Source organism: Streptomyces sp. NPDC048516 (assembly GCF_043199875.1).
Taxonomy (GTDB): domain Bacteria; phylum Actinomycetota; class Actinomycetes; order Streptomycetales; family Streptomycetaceae; genus Streptomyces.
Window position 1 is genome coordinate 98,551 of record NZ_JBICWS010000007.1, and the last position, 22,226, is coordinate 120,776.

Consider the following 22,226-nt stretch of genomic DNA (forward strand, 5'->3'; position numbering starts at 1 on the left):
TCGGCCGGCGTGCACGGAGCACGCCGGCCGAGAGGCGCGGGACGCGGCCCGGCCGGGGCGGGATTACGAAGGCAGGCCCTGGGTCACTTCTTCAGTGCCTTGTCCACCATGGAGTTGAAGGCGGCCACGCTGGACGGCGCCACCTTGCCCTGCGGGCTGTCCGTGCCCAGCACCGTGTCGTTGAGCTTGATCGTCGGGGTGCTGGTGACGTCCTTGACCGCGCTGAAGGCGTCGGACATCTCCAGCGCCCACCGGTCGTAGGTGCCCGACTTGACGGCCTTCTGGAAGGCCGCGTTGCCCTTGAGCGCCGGGATGGTGTCGGCGACCTTGATCAGGTAGCTGTCGTCGGCGAACTTGTCCGGGCCGGTCTCGTCCGGGTGGAACTCCTTCGAGTACAGCGCGTACTTGTACTTCAAGAAGGCGTCCGGGCTGACGTCGAGGGCGGCGCCCAGGGCGCTCAGCGCGTTCTTGGAGCCGGTGCCCTTGAGGTTGGCGTCGAGGAACGTGCCCAGGTGGTAGGACGCCTTGTACTTGCCGTCCTTGATGTCCTTCTCGACGGTGGCCCCGGCGGCCTGCTCGAAGCCCGCGCAGCCGGGGCAGCGCGGGTCCTCGAAGAGGTCCAGGGTGTTCTTGGCGTCCTTCTTGCCGACGACGACCGTGGTGCCGTTCTTGCCGCTGGTGTGCTGGGGCTTGGTCAGCGGGGCCTTCGCGGCCTTCGCCCAGTCGGTGCTGTCCCCGGCGGCGGAGCCGCTGCCGCCGTCCATGGAGGAGACCGCCACCCCGATACCGCCGGCGATCGCCAGGACGCCGACGATCGCACCGCCGACGATCAGCTGCCGGCGGATCTTGTCCTTCTTCGCCTGCCGCTCACGCTCGGCGCGCAGCCGCTCGCGGGCTGCCTGCTTGTTGGCCTGGTTGTTGCGGTTGCTCATGACTGTTCCTGCTCTGTGAAGATCCGTGAGACGGGAGATGCGTGCGGTCGAAGGCGTACGCACCCGGCGCGGGCGTACGCGGGCCGCGCGGCCGAAGGCCTACGCAGCCAGTGCGCAGGGCGGTCCACGGCGCACGACGCAGTGCACGAGCAGGGGAACGGCGCGGGCGGGGCGCCCGGGCCGTACGGGGGCGGGCACCGGGCGGCGCGGGGCGGCGCCGGCGACGATGACCGCGACGGCGATCAGCAGCGGGCGGAAGGCGAAGCCCGCCACCGCGCCCAGCAACTGGTGCAGCGCTCGCTCGCCGCGGCGCAGCCAGCCCGCCGCCAGCAGTCCGGTGCACACATGCGCCGCGAGCAGGACGAGCCAGGTGACCACGGGCGCGGAGTCCTGCGGGGACAGCCGCGCCAGCGGTGCGCCGACGGGGTCGCCACCGCACAGCAGATCCACGCCCAGTGAGCGCAGCGGGCCGGCGACCGGACCGCCGGCCTCTCCGTAACAGGTGTGCTGCCCCAGGCTGAAGGCCAGATCGGCGGCCAGCTCCAGCGGGACCAGCAGCGACGCGATCCGCCAGAAGCCGCGCTCCCGGCCGGCCAGCGCATAGGCGAGGGCGAACACGGCGGCACTGAGCGCGGCGACCAGGCTCAGCGGCAGCGGCATACGGGACAGCAGGACATGCGACCCCGCGGAGAGCGTCACGCACAGCGCCGTGAAAAGCGCTGCGCGCAGTGCCCGCAGGGGTGCCGCCGAGATGTCCATTGCAGCCGAGTGTGCCATGGGCCGGGGTAAGCGGCGGCTAAGGGGGTCCGAAGCCGTACGCACCGGTGCATACGGTGCGTACGGTGCGTACGGCATGCGCCGGCCCCGGCCTCCCGGCCCGCTCCGCCCTACAGACCCGGGATCCGCCCGTTGCGGAAGAGGTCCACGAAGATCTGGTGGTCACGGCGGGCGCGGGCGCCGTAGGAGTGCGCGAAGTCGACCAGCAGCGAGGCGAAGCCGTCCTCGTCGGCGGCGATGGCCGCGTCGATGGCCCGCTCCGTCGAGAACGGCACCAGCGAGTGGCCGCTCTCGTCGTCCGCGGCGGCGTGCATGGTCGCGGTGGCCCGGCCCAGGTCGGCCACCACCGCCGCGATCTCCTCCGGGTCGTCGATGTCCGACCAGTCCAGGTCGACCGCGTACGGCGAGATCTCGGCGACCAGCTGGCCCGCGCCGTCCAGTTCGGTCCAGCCCAGCCACGGGTCGGCGTGGTCCTGCAGGGCGCGCTGCGAGATCACCGTGCGGTGGCCCTCGTGCTGGAAGTAGCCGCGGACCGCGGGGTCGGTGACGTGCCGGGAGACGGCCGGGGTCTGCGCCTGCTTCATGTAGATCACCACATCGTTCTCCAGGGCGTCGCTGTTGCCCTCGAGCAGGATGTTGTACGACGGCAGGCCGGCCGAGCCGATACCGATGCCACGGCGGCCCACCACGTCCTTGACGCGGTAGGAGTCCGGGCGGTCCAGGCTCGACTCCGGCAGCGTCTCCAGATAGCCGTCGAAGGCGGCGAGGACCTTGTAGCGGGTCGCCGCGTCCAGTTCGACGCTGCCGCCGCCCGCCGAGAAACGGCGCTCGAAGTCGCGGATCTCCGTCATCGAGTCCAGCAGTCCGAACCGGGTCAGCGAGCGGGCCATGCGCAGCGCGCCCAGCAGCGGTCCCTCGGCGGTGTCCAGGGTGAAGGGCGGCAGCTCGTCCCGGTCGGAGCTCTTCGTCCCCGAGGCCAGCGCGTGGATGCGCTCCCGGTAGGCGGCGGCGTAGGTGCGCACCAGGTCGGTGATCTGCTTGTCGCTGAGCGCCTTGGCGTAGCCGATCAGCGCGACCGAGGCGGCGAACCGCTTGAGGTCCCAGGTGAACGGCCCGACGTACGCCTCGTCGAAGTCGTTGACGTTGAAGATCAGCCGGCCCGTGGAGTCCATGTACGTGCCGAAGTTCTCGGCGTGCAGATCCCCGTGGATCCACACCCGGCCGGTCTGCTCGTCCAGATACGGGCCGCCGTCCGTGCCGCCCCCGTCCCGCGCGGCCTCCAGGTCCCGGTAGAACAGACAGGCCGTGCCCCGGTAGAAGGCGAAGGCGGAGGCGGCCATCTTCCGGAATTTCACACGGAAGGCTGCGGGGTCGGCGGCGAGCAGTTCCCCGAAGGCGGTGTCGAAGACGGCGAGGATTTCCTCGCCGCGCTGCTCGGCGTCCTGCGCCGGGGCGTGCTGGGACGGCATCGCTGGGTGCCTCCTGAGGTGCGGAAGGGGTACGGAGAGCCGTGGCGGAGCCCGTCGCGGATCTGCCACTGACAACGCGCGAGGCTACTCGTCGGTGCCCGCCGATTGTCAGTGGGGAGTCGTAGACTTCGAGACCGTCTCACTCATCCGTCGCCGACCGTGCACCGGTCGTCCGGCCACCGTCCCCCGCCGAGGCGCTTCGCGCCGTTTCGTACTTTTGGAGGTCCCCCGCCGTGGCAGCCTCGTCCAGGCCCCCCTTCACGCACCTGCATGTCCACACCCAGTACTCACTGCTGGACGGTGCGGCGCGGCTGTCGGACATGTTCAAGGCGTGCAACGAGATGGACATGACGCATATCGCCATGTCCGACCACGGCAACCTCCACGGCGCGTACGACTTCTTCCACTCGGCGCAGAAGGCCGGGGTGACGCCGATCATCGGCATCGAGGCGTATGTGGCGCCGGAGTCGCGGCGGCTCAAGCGCAAGGTGCAGTGGGGCCAGCCGCACCAGAAGCGCGACGACGTCTCCGGTTCCGGTGGTTACACGCACAAGACGATCTGGGCGGCGAACAAGACCGGTCTGCACAACCTCTTCCGGCTGTCCTCGGACGCGTACGCCGAGGGCTGGCTGCAGAAGTGGCCGCGGATGGACAAGGAGACCATCGCCCAGTGGTCCGAGGGCCTGATCGCCTCCACCGGCTGCCCCTCCGGTGAGCTGCAGACCCGGCTGCGCCTGGGCCAGTACGACGAGGCGCGCAAGGCCGCGGGCGAGTATCAGGACATCTTCGGCAAGGACCGTTATTTCCTGGAGCTGATGGACCACGGCATCGAGATCGAGCGCCGGGTCCGCGACGACCTGCTGAAGATCGGCAAAGAGCTCGGCATCCCGCCGCTGGTCACCAACGACTCGCACTACACCTACGCGCACGAGTCCACCGCGCACGACGCGCTGCTGTGCATCCAGACCGGCAAGAACCTCTCCGACCCGGACCGCTTCCGCTTCGACGGCACCGGCTACTACCTCAAGTCCACCGAGGAGATGTACGCCATCGACTCCTCGGACGCCTGGCAGGAGGGCTGCGCCAACACCCGCCTGATCGCCGACCAGATCGACGTCTCCGGGATGTTCGAGAAGCGCGACCTGATGCCGAAGTTCGACATCCCGGAGGGCTTCACGGAGGTCACCTGGTTCCAGGAGGAGGTCCGGGCCGGCATGCAGCGCCGCTTCCCGGGCGGTGTCCCCGAGGACCGGCAGAAGCAGGCCGAGTACGAGATGGACATCATCATCCAGATGGGGTTCCCCGGCTACTTCCTCGTCGTCGCCGACTTCATCATGTGGGCCAAGAACAACGGCATCGCCGTCGGCCCGGGACGTGGCTCCGCGGCCGGTTCGATCGTGGCGTACGCCATGGGCATCACCGACCTCGACCCGATCACGCACGGGCTGATCTTCGAGCGGTTCCTCAACCCCGAGCGTGTCTCCATGCCCGATGTCGACATCGACTTCGACGAGCGCAGGCGCGTCGAAGTCATCCGGTACGTCACGGAAAAGTACGGCGCCGACAAGGTCGCCATGATCGGCACCTACGGCAAGATCAAGGCCAAGAACGCCATCAAGGACTCCGCGCGCGTCCTGGGCTATCCGTACGCCATGGGCGACCGCCTCACCAAGGCCATGCCCGCCGACGTCCTCGGCAAGGGCATCGACCTCAACGGCATCACCGACCCCCAGCACCCGCGCTACAGCGAGGCGGGCGAGATCCGGGGGATGTACGAGAACGAACCGGACGTGAAGAAGGTCATCGACACCGCCAAGGGCGTCGAGGGCCTGGTCCGGCAGATGGGTGTGCACGCGGCCGGCGTGATCATGTCCAGCGAGCCCATCGTCGACCACGCCCCGGTCTGGGTCCGGCACACCGACAACGTCACCATCACGCAGTGGGACTACCCCCAGTGCGAGTCGCTGGGCCTGCTCAAGATGGACTTCCTGGGCCTGCGCAACCTCACCATCATGGACGACGCCGTCAAGATGGTGCGGAAGAACAAGGGCGTCGAGCTGGAGATGCTCACCGTCCCGCTGGACGACCCCAAGACCTACGAAATGCTCTGCCGCGGTGACACCCTCGGCGTCTTCCAGTTCGACGGCGGTCCGATGCGTTCGCTGCTGCGGCTGATGAAGCCCGACAACTTCGAGGACATTTCCGCCGTCTCGGCGCTGTACCGTCCCGGCCCGATGGGCATGGACTCGCACACCAACTACGCGCTGCGCAAGAACGGCCTCCAGGAGATCACCCCGATCCACCCGGAGCTGGAGGAGCCCCTCAAGGAGGTCCTGGGCCTGACCCACGGCCTGATCGTCTACCAGGAGCAGGTGCAGAAGGCCGCTCAGATCATCGCCGGGTACTCCCTCGGCGAGGCCGACATCCTCCGCCGCGTCATGGGCAAGAAGAAGCCCGAGGAACTGGCGAAGAACTTCGTCCTCTTCCAGGAGGGCGCGCGGAAGAACGGCTTCTCCGACCAGGCCATCCAGGCCCTGTGGGACGTCCTGGTCCCCTTCGCCGGCTACGCCTTCAACAAGGCGCACTCCTCCGCGTACGGCCTGGTCACCTACTGGACCGCCTACCTCAAGGCCAACTACCCGGCCGAGTACATGTCCGCGCTGCTGACCTCCGTGCGCGATGACAAGGACAAGTCGGCGGTCTATCTGAACGAGTGCCGGCGCATGGGCATCAAGGTGCTGCCGCCGAACGTCAACGAGTCCGAGGCCAACTTCGCCGCCCAGGGTGACGATGTGATCCTCTTCGGCCTCACCGCGGTCCGTAACGTCGGCCAGAACGTCGTCGACTCGATCATCCGCAGCCGCAAGGCGAAGGGGAAGTACCTCTCCTTCCCTGACTACCTCGACAAGGTCGACGCGGTCGTCTGCAACAAGCGCACCACCGAATCACTGATCAAGGCCGGCGCCTTCGACGAGATGGGCCACACCCGCAAGGGCCTGATGGCGCACTACGAACCGATGATCGACAACGTCGTCCAGGTCAAGCGCAAGGAGGCCGAGGGGCAGTTCGACCTCTTCGGCGGCATGGGTGACGACAGCGCGGACGAGGGCCCCGGCTTCGGCCTGGACGTGGAGTTCTCGGACATCGAGTGGGACAAGACCTATCTCCTGGCCCAGGAGCGGGAGATGCTCGGTCTCTACGTCTCCGACCACCCGCTCTTCGGCCTGGAACACGTGCTGTCCGACAAGGCGGACGCCGCCATCGCCCAGCTGACCGGCGGCGACTACTCCGACGGTTCGATCGTCACCATCGGCGGCATCATCTCCGGCCTGCAGCGCAAGATGACCAAGCAGGGCAACGCCTGGGCGATCGCCACCGTCGAGGACCTGGCCGGCTCCATCGACTGCATGTTCTTCCCGGCGACCTACCAGCTGGTGTCCACCCAACTCGTCGAGGACACCGTGGTCTTCGTCAAGGGCCGCCTCGACAAGCGGGAGGACATCCCGCGGCTGGTGGCCATGGAGATGATGGTCCCCGACCTCTCGGAGGCCGGCACCAACGCCCCCGTGACGATCACCATTCCGACCGTCAAGGTCACCCCGCCGATGGTCGAGAAGCTGGGCGAGGTGCTCAGCAGCCACCGCGGCTCCACGGAGGTGCGGATCAAACTGCAGGGGGCTCGTAAGACGACCGTGCTCCGGCTGGACCGGCACCGGGTCACGCCCGACCCGTCGCTGTTCGGCGATCTCAAGGTGCTGCTCGGCCCGTCCTGCCTGGCGGGCTGACCGCCGGCCGCCGGCCGTCAGGCGCCGTGAGGCAGCCGGGCCCGTGAGGCAGCCGGGCCCTTGAGGCAGCCGGGACCTTGACGGCAGGCCCTACCCCGAGGGGCGCGCCCGTAGTGGACGCGCCCCTCAACCTCTGTACCGCGTGGATCAGTTGAGATCAGTTGTGACCGAAGCGCCGCTGGTGCTTACGTGCAACATCCGCCGGGCTGCCCTGCGCCTGCGACCGCGACTGGGACTGTGCCTCCAGGCTCGACTTCTGGGCTTCCTGCTGGCCGCGCTCGGCCGCGGATGCCGTCTTCTGCTGCTGACTGCGGTCCTGCTTCTTGTCCTTGGCCATGATCGTGCCTCCTGAGGGGGGAATCTGGGATCGGGGCCGGAACCAGACTTACACGCCGGACAGAGCGCTGCATTTCGGGCAATTACCCTGTGCTAACGGGTTGATCACACGCTGTATTCAAGATTCTCGCCGAATCCGCCACGCCGAAGATCGAGTTCGGGCAGTTAACGCCCGCACGGTCGGGCAGACTCGAAGGACAACCGAAGAAAACTCGTGCCACGGGCCGAGCCGGGGGGCGACCGGACATCAGCACCTCAGGGAAGAGGGTGGATCGTGGATCGCTGTGTCGTCCTGGTGGACGCCGGGTATTTGCTCGGCGCCGCGGCGAGCCTGCTCGCCGGAGAGCCCGCCCGTTCCCGGATCACGGTGGATCACGCCGCCCTCATCCAGGGACTGCGCCAGCGCGCCGAGGCGGACACCGAACGCCCGCTGCTGCGGATCTACTGGTTCGACGGCGCCCCCGACCGCGTACCGCAACCCGAGCACCGCCGGCTGCGGGTCATGCCCCGGGTCACCGTCCGGCTGGGCGCCCTGACCCGCAGTGACGGGCGCTGGGCACAGAAGGGCGTGGACGCCGCGATGCACGCCGAGCTGACCGAACTCGCCCGTAACCGCGCCTGCTCCGACATCGTCCTGGTCACCGGCGACGGCGACCTCCTGCCCGGCCTGATGTCCGCCAAGGAGCACGGTGTCGCGGTGCACCTGTGGGCCGTCCAGGCCGCGGACGGGGACTACAACCAGTCCGAGGACCTGGTCGCCGAGGCCGACGAGCGGCGGGTGCTGGACCGGACCTGGATCACCCGGGCGGTCCGCGCCAAGGAACTGGGCGGCCCCTGCGCCCCGCCGCCGGTGCCGCGCCCCGAGATCGCGGCGATCCTCTCCGCCCCGCTGCCCGAGTCCGCGGTCGCGGCCGCGGCGGCCGCGGCAGCCGCCGCCTCCGGCCCGGAGGCCGCCGAGCACGCCCACGAGCACAGCGGTGCCAACGGCGTCTCCCGGCCGCCGGCCGGTACCGCCGGAGCCCCGGCCGCCGCGGATGATCCCGGGGCCGCGGGCTCCCGGGGCGTCCCCACCCCCAAGGACCTGGCCGGGCTCGGCCGGGCCCACGCCGCCGGCCAGGGACCCGCGGGCCCGGGCGGCTCCGCCCCGCAGGCGCCCGCGGCCGGTGCCACCCTGCGCTGGTCGTCCGACAAGGGCTGGGTCGAGCGCGGCGGCCCGGTCGGTGAACCCTCCGAGACCGCGGCCCTGCCCACCCTCGCCCAGCTCACCAGCGCCGAGCAGCGCTGGGCCGACCGCGAGGAGGACATCACCGCCGTCAGCGGCGACCCCTTCGAGGTCGGCCAGGTCTTCGCCCGCCGCTGGACCGACCGGCTCTCCGACACCACCCACCTCCAGCAGCTGTCGACGGAGTACCCGCGCATCCCGCACCGCATCGACGGTGAACTGCTGCGCTACGCCGCCCGGTTCGGGCTGCTGGCCCACAAGGACGACCAGATCGACGAGCACGACCGCTATGCGATCCGGGCCGGATTCTGGCGCGAGGTCGATCTGCGGACGGCTGCCGAGCACGCTCCGGCCGGGGACTGACCGGCCCGGGAGCCCCGGTCCGGCCCGCCCGCCGGAGCCCCGCGGCCCGGAGGCGGGCCGGGGACGCGTACCCTCATAGCTCGTGAGGACGGGCGCAAAACAGGTGGAGCGCGGGGTGCCGGTGTGCGCCGTGCGGGACCTGGTCAAGACGTACCCCGCGATGCGCGGGCGCCGCGGGGCGGCACGGCCGTCCGCCGTACGCGCCAACGACGGCATCACCCTGGACGTGCACCGCGGCGAGATCTTCGGGCTGCTCGGCCCCAACGGAGCCGGCAAGTCCACCCTGGTCCGCCAGCTGACCGGACTGCTGCGCCCGGACTCCGGCAGCATCTCCGTACTGGGCCACGACCTGGTGCGTCACCCGGAGCGGGCCTCCCGGCTGCTGGGCTACCTGGGGCAGGAGTCGACCGCCCTGGACGAGATGACCGTCGCGCTGGCGGTGGAGACCACCGGCCGGCTGCGCGGCCTCGGTGCCCGTGAGGCGCGCGCCGAGCGGGACGACGTGATCGGCGAGCTGGGGCTCGCCGACCTCACCGGAAGGGCGCTGAAGAAGCTGTCCGGCGGGCAGCGGCGGCTGGCCTGCCTGGCCACCGCGCTGATCGGCGAGCGGCCGCTGCTGGTGCTGGACGAGCCGACCACCGGGATGGACCCGGTCGCGCGGCGTGCCGTGTGGGCCGCGGTGGACCGGCGCCGGGCCGAGCGCGGCGCCACGGTGGTGCTGGTGACCCACAACGTCCTGGAGGCCGAGAGCGTGCTCGACCGGGTCGCGGTGATCGACCGGGGCCGGGTCATCGCCTGCGACACGCCCGGCGGGCTCAAGGAAATGGTGAGCGACGAGGTCCGGCTGGAGCTGGTGTGGCGCGACCGCCCGCCGCTGGAGGTGCCCGAGGTCGCCGCCCTCGAAGCGTCCGCGCACACCTCGGGACGCCGCTGGACCCTGCGCCTGCCCGCCGACCGGGCCCGGTCCGCCGTCGCCGCGGTCACCGCGGGCCCCGCCTTCGCGGCCCTGGACGATTTCACGCTGGCCACGCCCAGCCTGGAGGATGTGTACCTCGCCCTGGGGGGCCGGGCGGAGGGACTGGTCAAGGCGTGACGGGCGTGAACGGGGAGCGGTGCGGCGGACGTATGGAGTACCACAGGGGCGGCGAGGAAGGCTTGGTGGCGGCGTGAGTGTGGTTCCCGTGCGGGCGGCGGCCGGGGCGGTCCCGGAAGCCGGGGCACGGCCCGGGGAGGCCGCCGCGCCGTTGGCGCCGCGCGCCCGCCTGGTGCCCGCGCTGGCGGCCGTCTACCGTGCCCAGCTCTCCCGGGCCCGGGTCGCACGGATCCCGCTGCTGTTCGTCGCCACCTTCCAGTCCATCGGGATCATGGTCCTGCTGCGCGGGGTGGTCGACGGCGGGGACGCGGCCCGTTCCGTGGTGTCCGGCTCCAGCGTGCTGGTCGTCGCCTTCGTGGCGCTCAACCTCCTCGCCCAGTACTTCGGCCAGCTGCGGGCCGGCGGCGGGCTCGACCACTACGCGACGCTGCCGGTGCCGCCGGCCGCCGTGGTGCTCGGCGCCGCCGGCGCGTACGCCTCGTTCACCGTGCCGGGGACGGTGGTCACCGCGGTCACCGGCTGTGTGCTCTTCCAGCTGCCGATGGCCCACCTGTGGGTGCTGGCCGCCGTGCTCCCGCTCGCCGGGGCGGCGCTGGCCGGTCTCGGCGCGGCCCTCGGCCTGCTCGCACCCCGCCCCGAACTCGCCACGCTCTGCGGCCAGTTGGGCATGTCGGCGGCGCTGCTGCTGGGTGTCCTGCCGGCCGAGCGGATGCCCGAGGTGATCGGCTGGGCCCGCGATCTGCTGCCCTCGACCTACGGGGTGGAGGCGCTGGCACGCAGCTTCGACCCGCATCCCGACTGGGTCGCGGTCGGCGTGGACCTGGGCGTCTGCGCGGCCGTCGGGGTGCTCTCGCTGGCCGTCGCCACCTGGGCGTACCGCCGGGCGGCGGCCCGATGACGGGCGCCACCACACCGAACGGCCGTCCTGCTTCCGGTCCCACCGGCCCCACCTGGCACGATGACGGGGTGACCGCACCGCTGACGCCCCCCGACAACCAACCGCCCGACGAGCCGCAGCACCCCGATGCCGCGCCCGTCGCCGACCACGGCGGCCCGGTCGGCCCCGAGCTGGCCCGTGAGCTGCGCGAGGGCGCACTGATCGCGCTCGTGGTCGCGGTGACCGGTGTGCTGCTCGGCCTGCTGTGGAACTGGCTCGCGCCGCACATCCCGCTGATCGCGGACACCCGCAACGTCTACCTCAAGAACACCGAGGGCGAAGAGGCGATCGGCGCGGACGGCACCTTCGTCCTGCTGTCCCTCGGCTTCGGCCTGCTCACCACCGCCGCGGTCTTCCTCTTCCGCCGGCGTGGCGGGATTCCGCTGGTCGTGGCGCTGGTCGTGGGCGGACTGCTCGGCGCGGTGCTGGGCTGGGTGACGGGCATGTGGCTGGGCCCCACCCCGGAGGTGGCCGAGCACGCCAAGCAGGTCGGCCCCGGGGTGGCCTTCAGCGGCCCGCTGCGGCTGCAGGCCAAGGGCGCGCTGCTGGCCTGGCCGATCGCCGCGATGCTCACCCAGCTCGCGCTGACCGGGCTGTTCGGGCCGCGCGACCCGGAGCCGGAGGCGTCGCACTGGCCCGGAGAGCAGCACGGGGACCACGGCGACGACCACGAAGACCATCACGGCGGCGACGACCGCGGCGAGGACCGCGGCGACCACCGTGACGCTCACGGGGACCACCCCGGACAGCAGCCGCCCACCGCCGGCTGACCTGCGCGGATCTCCGGGGCGGCCGTCCCCCCGGCCGCCCCGCCGTGCGTTCGTGCCGTCCGCGGTGCCGTCAGTCGCGGCGCCGTCAATCGCGGTGCCGTCAGCCGCGGTGCCGTCAGTCGCGGGCGATCGGCGCGAGGCGCGCCCCCGTGAGCGCCACCAGGTCCGCCGGCGCCAGCTCGACCTCCAGCCCCCGCCGCCCCGCCGAGACACAGACCGTCGGCCGGCCCTCGGCCGAGGAGTCCACGACCGTGGGCAGCCGCTTGCGCTGTCCCAGCGGGGAGATCCCGCCCCGGACGTAGCCGGTGCTGCGTTCGGCCGCCGCCGGGTCGGCCATCGTGGCCCGTTTGCCGCCCACCGCGGCCGCCAGCGCCTTGAGGTCCAACGACCCCGACACCGGGACCACGGCCACCGTCAACGCGCCGTCGACGTCCGCCAGCAGCGTCTTGAACACCTGGTCGGGCGCGACACCGAGAGCCCGGGCGGCCTCCTCGCCGTACGACGGGGCGGCCGGGTCGTGCTCGTAGGAGTGCGTGGTGAAGGGGACGCCAGCCGTGGTGAGGGCGACCGTGGCAGGGGTGCCGACGGACTTCCTGGACTTCTTCGCCACCGTCTTCGTGCCTCGCGTCGGTCGGACCCGCCCTGCGGTGCCGGCGGGTCGTTCAGTTGGGACTGGTCGGCTGCCGGGTCAGATCCACGGCCGGCAGCGACGGGAGCTTACCGAGCAGCGCCGACTCCTGGCGAAGGAGTTTCAGCTCCTGCCCCAGCCGGGACGCGGTGTCCGGCGCCTCCAGCAGCCGCTGCTTGGCGGGGACGTCCAGCACGGCCGCCGCGGCGACGAGATAGGACAGCACCGAGGGATCGGCGGGCAGGTCCTGCCCGCTCGACAGGGTCCGCTCGTTCGCCCAGGCCAGCCGCTTCTGGTAGGTCCGGAAGGCCCGTACGACGCCCGAGGCGAGCGCGCCCGCGCCCTCTCCCTCGCCGTCCTCCAGCTCCTCCAGCTCGCCGGTCAGATACGGCCCCGAGGCGTCCACCGACCGCAGCCGGAAGCGGGTGGTGCCGGTGGCGAGGACCTCGTAGCCGGTGTCGTCGTCGGAGGACTTCTCCCGGATGGTCGCCGCGTCGGCGATACAGCCCACGGAGTGGAACGCCTGCATCGGGTCGTCGCCGAAGCCCGCCGCGGGGCCGTCCGCGGACGGCAGGGTGGCATCGTCCGGCATGCCCTGCGCGGTGGGGGCGACCTCGCGGCCGTCCCGGATCGCGATCACGGCGAAGCGGCGGTCGTCCTCGGACACCGCGCTCAGATCACGCATCATCGCCCGGTACCGCGCCTCGAAGACGTTCAGCGGGAGCACGAGTCCCGGGAACAGCACCGAGTTCAGCGGGAAGAGCGGTAGGCGCAGGGAGGTCACAGCCGGTAAGCCTAGACGCTGCGCTTGGCTGTGCTCCCATGTGGTCGGGGATTCCGTGGTGGCCGGTTCGCTGCGCTTTGCCTCGGGCCCATGTTTTTGGCTTTCCCGCCGTTGCGCCGCTCCGCTGCGCTGTGCCTCGGGCCGGCGTTCGCGGCTCTCCCGCCGTTGCGCCTGCGGCGGGCGGGTCCGCCGAGCGGGGCTGCCGGGTGCGGGGCTGCCGGGGTGCGTCACCTCCCGGGGCGGGTGGGGAAAGGCTCGTGGTGGGTGCGTGTGGGGGGGGCGGCGCACGTGGCACGGCCAGGCAGTCACTGCCTCCGCAGCAGCCGCGACGCGCCCGCCGCGACCGTCGTGGCGAGCACCCAGCCCGCCAGGATCAGGAGGGCGGCCGCCCACTGCGCGCCGCCGCCCGGCTTCCAGGCGGCACCCTGATTGAGGTCGATCACCGGCAGCAGCAGGTCCAGGGCGTAGAGGTACGGATTCCACGGCGGCGCCTCGCCCGCCTTGAGGGGCGGCGGCGGGTACGTCGAGAAGTAGAGCGTGCCGATGGCCCACAGGATGGCCATCCACACCGCGGCCCGCCCCGGGCGGTAGCCGTAGGCCACCGTCCAGTCCTGCAGGAACCCCCAGGTCTTGGCCGCCAGCGGCAGCGTCTCGCGGCGCCGCCGCTGTTTGGCCAGCAGCACTTCGCGGGCGTCCGCGTCCTCGCCGGTGGTGCGCAGCGAGGCGGCAAGCATCTCGTACGGCTCGGGCGCGTACTCCGGGGTCGCCGCGGCCACCCACTGCAGCCGCAGCGCCAGCGGGAAGGGGCCGCGCGGGATCAGCGTCTCGTAGGCGAAGCCGGCCATCCACAGCCCGCCGAGCCCCGGCCAGCTCGCCGACTTGTCGATGAGGTTGACGACCCGGGCACCGGAGAGGATCACCCGGCCGCGCTGCGGCCGGTCGCACAGGAAGCGCAGCTCGGGCGTCTGGATGCGGCGCAGCGACAGCTCCTGGTCGGACTCCATGATGAACCGGGCGTGCTCGAAGTCGACCGCGTCGCCGAACCGCCCGTCGTCCAGCCGCATCCCGCCCTCGCACTCGAAGCGCTGCATCCGGGTGCCGCGCGAGGGGGTGTGGGCGATGCCGTACGGGGGAGTGGCGCTGCTGGAGAACGGGGAGTTGGCCAGGCCCGCGGCGGTGAGATAGAGGGTGCGCTCGACGGTCAGCTGCGGGGCGTTCAGCGCCCGCCGGCCGAAGGGGTTGCTCAGCCGGCTGCCGCGCAGGCTCAGCGACACGCCGATGGTGGCGCCGCGCAGCGACAGCTCCCCGTAGGACTCCATCATCTCGGCCTGCAGATCCTGGGCGACGGTCATCCCGTCCGCCGTGATGGACCGGCCCTGCCGGTCCTTGTGCACCACGGTCTGGTTGAGCATCAGGTCCGTGCCGATGTGCGCGTCGGTGAGCCGGACGCCGGAGTGCACCACACAGCGCGGCAGATGGAGATCGCCCTCGGTGTGCAGCCGGGCCGCCTCCAGCCGGGGTATCGCGCAGTTCACCAGCCGCAGTGTGGTGAACCGGCTCTCCGGCAGCACCACCTCGGCCTCGAAGCGGCAGTCCCGCAGCTCCACGAATGGCTTGATCGTGCCGCCCGCAAGGTCGAGAGTGTCCGTGATGTACGCGCCGGTGAGCTGGAGCGCGGAGACCCGGCCCGGTTGCGGGGGCGGCCCGTCGAGCAGCAGTAACGCCACGACCCTGGCCCGCACCCGGCGCTCCGGGCCCCACAGATGCTGCCCGTGCGGATCGTCGCGCGCCGGGTCGCCGATGTGCAGATCGCAGGTGCTGCCGTTGCGGAAGGCCTGCCACATGCTCCATTCCGCCGATGTCAGCTGAAGGTCGGCGGGCGCGTCGCCGTCCCCGGGCTCGGTCACAGTGGATCCCCCTTGCTCTCCCGTGGTGTGTCGCCACCTGTTCGGACGCATGGCGTGCACCGGTCGTGCCGCGTCCCACAGGCGTCCCCCGTACGCCGTCACGTGGCCCTTGCCCGCCCCGTGACTGCTTGAACACGCGTGGTCAGGGCCAACTCCGGTCAACTTCCGCGGGCCCGGTCACGGGGTGTCCGGAGCGTGTGCCGCTGTGTATCACTGAGTGATACGGCCGCTCGGGCCCAGGAGCGGGTCTGAGACACTGGGAGGGTGATCTCCCGAATCGATCTGCGCGGTGACGCCCTCCCCGAGGGCGGCGCCCTGCGCGACCTGCTGCCCCGTGCCGAGTTCGACGTGGAAGCCGCCCTGGAGAAGGTGCGGCCCATCTGCGAGGACGTACGCCATCGCGGCACCGCGGCGCTGATCGATTACGCGCGGCGGTTCGACGGCGTCGAGATCGAGCGTGTGCGGGTGCCCGCCGAGGCACTGCGCGACGCCCTCGACGCGCTGGACCCGGCCGTGCGCGCCGCCCTGGAGGAGTCCATCCGGCGCGCCCGGATCGTCCACCGCGAGCAGCGCCGCACCGACGTCACGACCAAGGTCGTCCCCGGTGGCACGGTCACCGAACGCTGGGTCCCCGTCGAGCGGGTGGGCCTCTACGTCCCCGGCGGCCTCGCGGTCTACCCGTCGTCCGTCGTCATGAACGTCGTCCCCGCGCAGGAGGCCGGTGTCACGGGCATCGCCGTCACCTCCCCGCCGCAGAAGGAGTTCGGCGGCCGGCCGCACCCGACCATCCTCGCCGCCTGCGCCCTGCTCGGCGTCGACGAGGTCTACGCCGCCGGCGGTGCCCAGGCCATCGCGATGTTCGCGTACGGCACCGAGGAGTGCCTGCCGGTCAACCTCGTCACCGGCCCCGGCAATATCTTCGTCGCCTCCGCCAAGCGCCTCCTCAAGGGCCGGATCGGCATCGACGCCGAGGCCGGGCCCACCGAGATCGCGGTGCTCGCGGACGCCACCGCCGACCCCGAGCACGTCGCCGCCGACCTGATCAGCCAGGCCGAGCACGACACCCTCGCCGCCGCCGTCCTGGTCACCGACTCCACCGAGCTCGCCGACGCCGTCGAGGACGCACTCAAGCAGCAGGTCGCGGCCACCAAGCACATCGAGCGGATCACCGAGGCGCTGGCCGGCCGGCAGTCCGCCGTCGTCCTCGTCGACGGCATCGACGAAGGCCTCAGGGTCGTGGACGCCTACGGCGCCGAACACCTGGAGATCCAGACCGCCGACGCCTCCGCCGTCGCCGCCCGGGTCCGCAACGCCGGCGCGGTCTTCGTCGGCCCCTGGGCCCCGGTCTCGCTCGGCGACTACTGCGCCGGCTCCAACCACGTCCTGCCCACCGGCGGCTGCGCCTGCCACTCCTCCGGCCTGTCCGTGCAGTCCTTCCTGCGCGGCATCCATGTCGTGGACTACTCGCGCGACGCGCTGGCCGAGGTCGCCCACCATGTGGTGACCCTCGCCGAGGCCGAAGACCTCCCGGCCCACGGCGCCGCGCTGAAGGCCAGGTTCGAATGGAAGGTCCCGCAGAGCAAGTGAGCAGGCACGTGACCAGGATCGACGATCTCCCCATCCGGGACGAGCTGCGCGGCAAGTCCCCCTACGGCGCACCGCAGCTGGACGTCCCGGTGCGTCTGAACACCAACGAGAACCCCTACCCGCTGCCCGAGCCGCTGATCGAGCGGATCGCCGAGCGGGTGACCGAGGCCGCCCGCCGGCTCAACCGCTACCCCGACCGGGACGCGGTCGAGCTGCGCACCGAGCTGGCCCGCTATCTCACCCGCACCGGCGGCCACGAGGTCGGGGCGGACCAGGTCTGGGCCGCCAACGGCTCCAACGAGGTCATCCAGCAGCTGCTGCAGACCTTCGGCGGCCCCGGCCGCAGCGCCCTCGGCTTCGAGCCGTCGTACTCCATGCACGGGCTGATCTCCCGCGGCACGGGCACCGGCTGGATCTCCGGCCCGCGCAATGACGACTTCACCATCGACGTCGAGGCGGCCCGGGCGGTCATCGCCGAACAGCGGCCCGATGTCGTCTTCATCTGCTCGCCGAACAACCCGACCGGCACCGCCGTCGGGGAAGCGACGGTGCTCGCGCTGTACGAGGCGGCGCAGGCGGCCCGGGCCGACGGGGCCGGCGCCCTGGTGGTGGTCGACGAGGCCTACGGCGAGTTCAGCCACCGGCCCTCGCTGCTGCCGCTGATCGAGGGCCGGCCGAATCTGGTGGTCTCCCGGACCATGTCCAAGGCCTTCGGCGCCGCCGGACTGCGGCTGGGCTACCTCGCCGCCGACCCCGCCGTGGTCGACGCGGTGCAGCTGGTCCGGCTCCCGTACCACCTCTCGTCCGTCACCCAGGCCACCGCGCTCGCCGCGCTGGAGCACACCGACACCCTCCTGAAGTACGTCGCGCAGCTCAAGACCGAGCGGGACCGCCTGGTCACCGAGCTGCGGGCGGCCGGCTGCCAGGTCGTCGACTCCGACGCCAACTTCGTGCAGTTCGGTCTCTTCGAGGACGCGCACGCCACCTGGCAGGCGATCCTCGACCACGGCGTGCTGGTCCGGGACAACGGCGTACCGGGCTGGCTGCGGGTCACCGCCGGCACCCCGGCCGAGAACGACGCGTTCCTCGACGCGGTTCGCGCAGTACTGAAGGAGAGCAAGCGATGACCCGCGTAGGACGCGTGGAGCGCACGACCAAGGAAACCTCCGTCCTCGTCGAGATCGACCTCGACGGCAGGGGCGAGGTGGAGGTGTCGACCGGTGTGGGCTTCTACGACCACATGCTCGACCAGCTCGGCCGGCACGGCCTGTTCGACCTCAAGGTCAAGACCGACGGCGATCTGCACATCGACACCCACCACACCATCGAGGACACCGCGCTGGCCCTGGGCGCGGCGTTCAAGCAGGCCCTCGGTGACAAGTCCGGCATCTACCGCTTCGGCAACTGCACCGTCCCGCTGGACGAATCGCTCGCCCAGGTGACCGTGGACCTCTCCGGCCGCCCGTACCTGGTGCACACCGAGCCGGAGAACATGGCGCCGATGATCGGCAGCTACGACACGACCATGACCCGGCACATCTTCGAGTCGTTCGTCGCCCAGGCCCAGATAGCGCTGCACATCCACGTCCCGTACGGCCGCAACGCCCACCACATCGTGGAGTGCCAGTTCAAGGCGCTGGCCCGCGCCCTGCGCTACGCCAGCGAGCGCGACCCGCGCGCGGCCGGGATCATTCCTTCCACCAAGGGAGCCCTGTAGCCCGTGAACGGTCTGTCCACCGTCTTCATCCTCCTCGGGCTCTTTCTCCTCGGCGGTGTCTACTCGTTCTGGAAGCAGCAGCTGCCCAAGGGCCTGATCGTGCTGCTGTCCGTCGGCTCGGCGCTGTGCCTGCTCGCCGGCGTGCTGCGGCTGGAGGTATGGAATTGACCCCCTCGGCATCCCGTAAGAACGTCGTCGTCTTCGACTACGGCTTCGGCAACGTCCGCTCCGCCGAGCGCGCCCTGGCGCACGTCGGCGCCGAGGTCGAGATCACCCGGGACTTCGACCGGGCGATGAACGCCGAGGGCCTGCTGGTCCCCGGCGTCGGCGCGTTCGCCGCCTGCATGGCCGGGCTCAAGCAGGCCCGCGGCGACTGGCTCATCGGCCGCCGGCTGGCCGGCGGACGCCCCGTGATGGGCATCTGCGTCGGCATGCAGATCCTCTTCGGCCGCGGCATCGAGCACGGCGTCGAGACCGAGGGCCTGGACGAGTGGCCCGGCACGGTCGGCCCGCTCAAGGCCGAGGTCGTCCCGCACATGGGCTGGAACACCGTCGAGGCCCCCGGGGACTCGCAGCTCTTCGCCGGGCTGCCCGCCGACGCCCGCTACTACTTCGTGCACTCCTACGCGGTGCACGACTGGGAGCTGGAGGTCGGCAACCCGCACATGGGCGCGCCGACGGTCACCTGGGCCACGCACGGCGAGCGGTTCGTGGCCGCGGTCGAGAACGGCCCGCTGTGGGCCACCCAGTTCCACCCCGAGAAGTCCGGCGACGCCGGTGCCCAGCTCCTGACCAATTGGATCGAGACCCTGTAATGCCGAACGCTGCGAAGCTCGAACTCCTCCCCGCCGTCGATGTCCGCGACGGCCAGGCCGTCCGCCTGGTGCACGGCGAGTCCGGCTCCGAGACCTCCTACGGCGACCCGCTGGAGGCGGCCCTGGCCTGGCAGCGGTCCGGCGCCGAGTGGCTGCACCTCGTCGACCTCGACGCGGCCTTCGGCACCGGTGACAACCGGGCGCAGATCGCCGAGGTCGCCCGCTCCATGGACATCAAGGTCGAGCTGTCCGGCGGCATCCGCGACGACGACACGCTCGCCGCGGCCCTGGCCACCGGCTGCCGCCGGGTCAACCTCGGCACCGCCGCGCTGGAGACGCCCGAGTGGGTCGCCAAGGTCATCGCCGAGCACGGCGACAAGATCGCGGTCGGCCTGGACGTCCGCGGCACGACGCTGCGCGGCCGCGGCTGGACCCGCGACGGCGGCGACCTCTACGAGACGCTGGCCCGCCTCGACTCCGAGGGCTGCGCCCGTTATGTCGTCACCGACATCAACAAGGACGGCACCCTCCAGGGCCCCAACGTCGAACTGCTCAGGAACGTCTGCGCGGCCACCGACCGGCCCGTGGTCGCCTCCGGCGGCGTCTCCTCGCTCGACGACCTGCGGGTGCTGGCCTCGCTGGTACCGGAAGGTGTCGAGGGCGCGATCGTCGGAAAGGCGCTCTACGCAAAGGCGTTCACCCTCGAAGAGGCGCTGGCAGCAGTGTCGTAATTGTCGTAACGGCGAACGAAAGGCCGCATGATGACCATCGAGCGCGTACGGACCCCCAATCCCTGGGAAGAGAAGATCGGCTTCGCACGCGCCGTGGCGGCCGGCGACCGGGTCCTGGTCGCCGGCACGATGCCCCTGGTCGACGGCGTCCTCGTGGGGGAGGGCGACCCGTACGAACAGACCAAGGCCGCCTTCACCCACGCGCTGGATGCGCTCAAACCCTTCGGCCTCGGCGCCGACGCGGTGCTGCGCACCCGTGTGTACCTCACCCACCTGCGCGATGTGGACGCGGCCGGCCGCGCCCACCGGGAGCTCTTCGAGGCCGCGCCGCCCGTTTCGAGCCTGGTCGTGGTCTCCGGCTTCGTCGACCCCCGCGTACTGGTGGAAGTGGAACTGGAAGCTTTCCGAGAACTGTCAGAGAGGCCTGAACCGACATGACCCTGGCGGTCCGAGTCATCCCTTGCCTGGACGTCGACAACGGCCGGGTCGTCAAGGGCGTCAACTTCCAGAACCTGCGCGACGCGGGTGATCCCGTCGAGATGGCGAAGATCTACGGCGAGGAGGGCGCCGACGAGCTGACCTTCCTCGACATCACCGCCTCCTCCGGCAACCGCGAGACCACCTACGACGTGGTCCGCCGCACCGCCGAGCAGGTCTTCATCCCCCTCACGGTGGGCGGCGGCGTCCGCACCCCCGAGGACGTCGACAAGCTGCTGCGGGCCGGCGCGGACAAGGTCGGCGTCAACACCGCCGCCATCGCCCGTCCCGACGTGATCCGTGAGATCGCCGAGCGCTTCGGCAGCCAGGTCCTGGTCCTCTCGGTCGACGCCCGCCGTACCGACGCGGGGACGCCGTCCGGCTACGAGGTCACCACCCACGGCGGCCGCCGCGGCACCGGCATCGACGCCGTGGAGTGGGCCCACCGCGCCGCCGAACTGGGCGCCGGGGAAATCCTCCTCAACTCCATGGACGCCGACGGCACCAAGGACGGCTACGACGTCGCGATGATCGAGGCCGTCCGCAAGCACGTCAGCGTCCCGGTGATCGCCTCCGGCGGCGCCGGCCGGCTCGACGACTTCGCCCCGGCCGTCGAGGCCGGCGCCGACGCGGTCCTGGCCGCCTCCGTCTTCCACTTCGGCGACCTGCGCATCGCCCAGGTCAAGGATGTCCTCCGGGGGGCGGGTCACCCCGTGCGCTGACCGTCCCGCGCCCGTAGGCTCGCCCCATGAGCCGTGTCAACGATGTGGGTGGCCAGGCCGGGTTCGGGGCGCTGGAGATCGAGGCGGACGAGCCGCCGTTCCATGCCGACTGGGAGGCGCGGGTGTTCGCGCTGAACTCCGCGCTGGTCCAAAGCGGGGTCTACCGGCTCGACGAGTTCCGGGACGCCGTCGAGCGGATGGCCCCGCAGGAGTATCTGGCGGCGTCGTACTACGAGCGGTGGCTGCGCGCGATCGAGACGCTGCTGGCCGAGCGGGGGCTGCTCGGTGAGGGCTGAATTCCGGACGGGGGAGCGGGTGCGGGTGCGCGCCGTCGACCCCGCGGGGCACACCCGGGTGCCGCGGTACGTGCGTGGACACGTGGGGCGGATCGTCGAGTGCCAGGGCCGCTGGGCGCTCGCCGACGAGAGCGCGGCGGGCGTTGCCGAGCCTCGCGTGGAGCCCGTCTACACCGTGGCCTTCGCCGCGGCGGATCTGTGGGGCGAGGGCGGTCACGAGGTCACGGTGGACCTCTGGGAGTCGTACATCGAGCGGGTACGGAAGGACGGGGCATGAGCGGCGAGCACACGAGTGTGCCGGTGGCGGCGCGGGTCAGGCGGCTGGAGGAGCGGCTGATCGAGGCCGGGGTGGTCTCACAGGCGCAGCTGGACGAGGCGCTCGGCGCGATGCTGAAGGGGGCCTCGCCGGTCAACGGGGCGCGGATCGTGGCGCGGGCCTGGAGCGACGAGGGGTTCCGGGAGCGGCTGCTGGCCGATGCCAACGCGGCGCTGCCCGAGATGGGGCTCTCCATGGCGGGCGGCATCCAGGAGCAGCGGCTCAAGGTCGTCGAGAACACCGCCACCACGCACCACGTCCTCGTGTGCACCCTGTGCTCCTGCTACCCGGTCGGGCTGCTGGGGCCGTCGCCGTCCTGGTACAAGAGCGAGGCCTACCGCTCGCGGGTGGTGCGCGAACCGCGCGCCGTGCTGGCCGAGTTCGGGCTGGAGCTGCCGGACGACACCGTGATCACGGTGTGGGACTCCAGTGCGGAGAGCCGCTATATGGTCCTGCCCCGGCGGCCCGGCGGCACCGCGGGGATGAGCGAGCCGGAGCTGGCCGCGCTCGTCACCCGGGAAGGGCTCATCGGGACCGCCGCGGTCTGATACGGCGTTCCTTC

Annotated in this window: 23 protein-coding genes; 16 read left to right on the top strand and 7 right to left on the bottom strand. The window is 71.5% G+C overall.

Translation table 11 applies throughout. The annotated features are described in order from the left end of the window. Positions 1-83: 83 nt before the first annotated feature. The 3 genes from ACGFR7_RS16215 to ACGFR7_RS16225 form a co-directional block, all read right to left on the bottom strand. Positions 84-932 carry a thioredoxin domain-containing protein gene (locus ACGFR7_RS16215; RefSeq protein WP_393318819.1) on the bottom strand — a complete coding sequence of 283 codons (849 nt, stop codon included), beginning with the start codon at positions 930-932 and terminating at the stop codon, positions 84-86. Between the two features lie 99 nt (positions 933-1,031). After that, complete coding sequence (locus ACGFR7_RS16220; RefSeq protein ID WP_393318822.1) at positions 1,032-1,691, bottom strand: hypothetical protein; 660 nt, start codon at positions 1,689-1,691, stop codon at positions 1,032-1,034. A 128-nt stretch (positions 1,692-1,819) separates the two neighbouring features. Further along, entirely contained in the window at positions 1,820-3,178 is a 1,359-nt protein-coding gene (locus ACGFR7_RS16225) for a DUF2252 domain-containing protein (RefSeq protein ID WP_393318825.1), read from the bottom strand. Positions 3,179-3,411: 233 nt separating this feature from the next. On the opposite strand from ACGFR7_RS16225, the gene dnaE reads away from it, so the two are divergent. Next, positions 3,412-6,963 carry a DNA polymerase III subunit alpha gene (dnaE, locus tag ACGFR7_RS16230; protein WP_393318828.1) on the top strand — a complete coding sequence of 1,184 codons (3,552 nt, stop codon included), beginning with the start codon at positions 3,412-3,414 and terminating at the stop codon, positions 6,961-6,963. Between the two features lie 157 nt (positions 6,964-7,120). Here dnaE and ACGFR7_RS16235 read toward each other — a convergent pair whose 3' ends face one another. Then, positions 7,121-7,300, bottom strand: a complete 180-nt coding sequence (locus ACGFR7_RS16235) for a hypothetical protein (protein ID WP_327702354.1) — start codon at positions 7,298-7,300, stop codon at positions 7,121-7,123. 273 nt (positions 7,301-7,573) lie between these two features. Here ACGFR7_RS16235 and ACGFR7_RS16240 point away from each other — a divergent pair, with 273 nt between their 5' ends. The 4 genes from ACGFR7_RS16240 to ACGFR7_RS16255 all read left to right on the top strand — a co-directional run bounded on the left by ACGFR7_RS16240 (position 7,574) and on the right by ACGFR7_RS16255 (position 11,684). Continuing rightward, positions 7,574-8,884 (top strand): NYN domain-containing protein, encoded by a 1,311-nt coding sequence (locus tag ACGFR7_RS16240; RefSeq protein ID WP_393318831.1) that lies wholly within the window; start codon positions 7,574-7,576, stop codon positions 8,882-8,884. Positions 8,885-9,044: 160 nt separating this feature from the next. Then, positions 9,045-9,977 (top strand): ABC transporter ATP-binding protein, encoded by a 933-nt coding sequence (locus ACGFR7_RS16245; protein WP_393319405.1) that lies wholly within the window; start codon positions 9,045-9,047, stop codon positions 9,975-9,977. Between the two features lie 73 nt (positions 9,978-10,050). Beyond that, complete coding sequence (locus tag ACGFR7_RS16250; RefSeq protein WP_393318834.1) at positions 10,051-10,875, top strand: ABC transporter permease; 825 nt, start codon at positions 10,051-10,053, stop codon at positions 10,873-10,875. A 68-nt stretch (positions 10,876-10,943) separates the two neighbouring features. Then, positions 10,944-11,684 carry an ABC transporter permease gene (locus ACGFR7_RS16255; protein ID WP_393318837.1) on the top strand — a complete coding sequence of 247 codons (741 nt, stop codon included), beginning with the start codon at positions 10,944-10,946 and terminating at the stop codon, positions 11,682-11,684. A gap of 115 nt (positions 11,685-11,799) precedes the next feature. On the opposite strand, the gene ybaK is transcribed toward ACGFR7_RS16255, so the two are convergent. From ybaK to ACGFR7_RS16270, 3 genes are all read right to left on the bottom strand, one after another. Further along, entirely contained in the window at positions 11,800-12,294 is a 495-nt protein-coding gene (gene ybaK / locus ACGFR7_RS16260; protein WP_393318840.1) for a Cys-tRNA(Pro) deacylase, read from the bottom strand. 52 nt (positions 12,295-12,346) lie between these two features. Next, positions 12,347-13,096: an LON peptidase substrate-binding domain-containing protein gene (locus ACGFR7_RS16265; RefSeq protein ID WP_393318843.1), complete on the bottom strand. Its 750-nt coding sequence runs from the start codon at positions 13,094-13,096 to the stop codon at positions 12,347-12,349. Between the two features lie 305 nt (positions 13,097-13,401). Next, the gene (locus tag ACGFR7_RS16270; RefSeq protein WP_393318846.1) at positions 13,402-15,003 is read right to left on the bottom strand and encodes an oxidoreductase; all 1,602 of its coding nucleotides are present in this window, start codon (positions 15,001-15,003) and stop codon (positions 13,402-13,404) included. Between the two features lie 264 nt (positions 15,004-15,267). Here ACGFR7_RS16270 and hisD point away from each other — a divergent pair, with 264 nt between their 5' ends. Genes hisD through ACGFR7_RS16325 form a run of 11 tightly spaced genes read left to right on the top strand, consistent with a single transcriptional unit; the run spans position 15,268 to position 22,212 of the window. Continuing rightward, a complete protein-coding gene (gene hisD / locus ACGFR7_RS16275; RefSeq protein ID WP_393318849.1) occupies positions 15,268-16,590 on the top strand; it encodes a histidinol dehydrogenase in 1,323 nt (440 codons plus the stop codon). 8 nt (positions 16,591-16,598) lie between these two features. Then, positions 16,599-17,717, top strand: coding sequence for a histidinol-phosphate transaminase (locus ACGFR7_RS16280; RefSeq protein WP_393318852.1), 1,119 nt, complete (start codon positions 16,599-16,601; stop codon positions 17,715-17,717). Further along, on the top strand, positions 17,714-18,307 hold the full coding sequence (gene hisB, locus ACGFR7_RS16285) for an imidazoleglycerol-phosphate dehydratase HisB (RefSeq protein WP_030085936.1): 594 nt from the start codon (positions 17,714-17,716) through the stop codon (positions 18,305-18,307). Before ACGFR7_RS16280 ends, hisB begins: the two co-directional genes overlap by 4 nt. Positions 18,308-18,310: 3 nt before the next feature. Next, positions 18,311-18,475 (top strand): hypothetical protein, encoded by a 165-nt coding sequence (locus ACGFR7_RS16290; protein ID WP_167392733.1) that lies wholly within the window; start codon positions 18,311-18,313, stop codon positions 18,473-18,475. Next, positions 18,466-19,122, top strand: coding sequence for an imidazole glycerol phosphate synthase subunit HisH (gene hisH / locus ACGFR7_RS16295; protein ID WP_393318856.1), 657 nt, complete (start codon positions 18,466-18,468; stop codon positions 19,120-19,122). Before ACGFR7_RS16290 ends, hisH begins: the two co-directional genes overlap by 10 nt. Continuing rightward, complete coding sequence (gene priA, locus ACGFR7_RS16300) at positions 19,122-19,853, top strand: bifunctional 1-(5-phosphoribosyl)-5-((5-phosphoribosylamino)methylideneamino)imidazole-4-carboxamide isomerase/phosphoribosylanthranilate isomerase PriA (protein WP_088797211.1); 732 nt, start codon at positions 19,122-19,124, stop codon at positions 19,851-19,853. The genes hisH and priA overlap by 1 nt, the downstream gene beginning before the upstream one ends. A 30-nt stretch (positions 19,854-19,883) precedes the next feature. After that, on the top strand, positions 19,884-20,291 hold the full coding sequence (locus tag ACGFR7_RS16305) for a Rid family hydrolase (RefSeq protein ID WP_311623411.1): 408 nt from the start codon (positions 19,884-19,886) through the stop codon (positions 20,289-20,291). After that, positions 20,288-21,052, top strand: a complete 765-nt coding sequence (gene hisF / locus ACGFR7_RS16310; protein WP_393318859.1) for an imidazole glycerol phosphate synthase subunit HisF — start codon at positions 20,288-20,290, stop codon at positions 21,050-21,052. Before ACGFR7_RS16305 ends, hisF begins: the two co-directional genes overlap by 4 nt. 26 nt (positions 21,053-21,078) lie before the next feature. Continuing rightward, a complete protein-coding gene (locus ACGFR7_RS16315) occupies positions 21,079-21,348 on the top strand; it encodes a hypothetical protein (protein WP_393318862.1) in 270 nt (89 codons plus the stop codon). Beyond that, a complete protein-coding gene (locus tag ACGFR7_RS16320; protein WP_393318866.1) occupies positions 21,338-21,625 on the top strand; it encodes an SH3-like domain-containing protein in 288 nt (95 codons plus the stop codon). Before ACGFR7_RS16315 ends, ACGFR7_RS16320 begins: the two co-directional genes overlap by 11 nt. Further along, positions 21,622-22,212 (top strand): nitrile hydratase subunit alpha, encoded by a 591-nt coding sequence (locus ACGFR7_RS16325; protein WP_393318869.1) that lies wholly within the window; start codon positions 21,622-21,624, stop codon positions 22,210-22,212. The genes ACGFR7_RS16320 and ACGFR7_RS16325 overlap by 4 nt, the downstream gene beginning before the upstream one ends. Positions 22,213-22,226 lie beyond the last annotated feature (14 nt).

Coding starts and splice junctions, on each gene's coding strand:
- ACGFR7_RS16245 (WP_393319405.1), top strand. CDS start 9,045: ATGCGCGGGCGCCGCGGGGCGGCACGGCCGTCCGCCGTACGCGCCAAC.
- priA (WP_088797211.1), top strand. CDS start 19,122: ATGCCGAACGCTGCGAAGCTCGAACTCCTCCCCGCCGTCGATGTCCGC.
- ACGFR7_RS16315 (WP_393318862.1), top strand. CDS start 21,079: ATGAGCCGTGTCAACGATGTGGGTGGCCAGGCCGGGTTCGGGGCGCTG.
- ACGFR7_RS16325 (WP_393318869.1), top strand. CDS start 21,622: ATGAGCGGCGAGCACACGAGTGTGCCGGTGGCGGCGCGGGTCAGGCGG.
- ACGFR7_RS16220 (WP_393318822.1), bottom strand. CDS start 1,691: ATGGACATCTCGGCGGCACCCCTGCGGGCACTGCGCGCAGCGCTTTTC.
- ACGFR7_RS16235 (WP_327702354.1), bottom strand. CDS start 7,300: ATGGCCAAGGACAAGAAGCAGGACCGCAGTCAGCAGCAGAAGACGGCA.
- hisB (WP_030085936.1), top strand. CDS start 17,714: ATGACCCGCGTAGGACGCGTGGAGCGCACGACCAAGGAAACCTCCGTC.
- hisF (WP_393318859.1), top strand. CDS start 20,288: ATGACCCTGGCGGTCCGAGTCATCCCTTGCCTGGACGTCGACAACGGC.
- ACGFR7_RS16215 (WP_393318819.1), bottom strand. CDS start 932: ATGAGCAACCGCAACAACCAGGCCAACAAGCAGGCAGCCCGCGAGCGG.
- ACGFR7_RS16225 (WP_393318825.1), bottom strand. CDS start 3,178: ATGCCGTCCCAGCACGCCCCGGCGCAGGACGCCGAGCAGCGCGGCGAG.
- ACGFR7_RS16305 (WP_311623411.1), top strand. CDS start 19,884: ATGACCATCGAGCGCGTACGGACCCCCAATCCCTGGGAAGAGAAGATC.
- hisH (WP_393318856.1), top strand. CDS start 18,466: ATGGAATTGACCCCCTCGGCATCCCGTAAGAACGTCGTCGTCTTCGAC.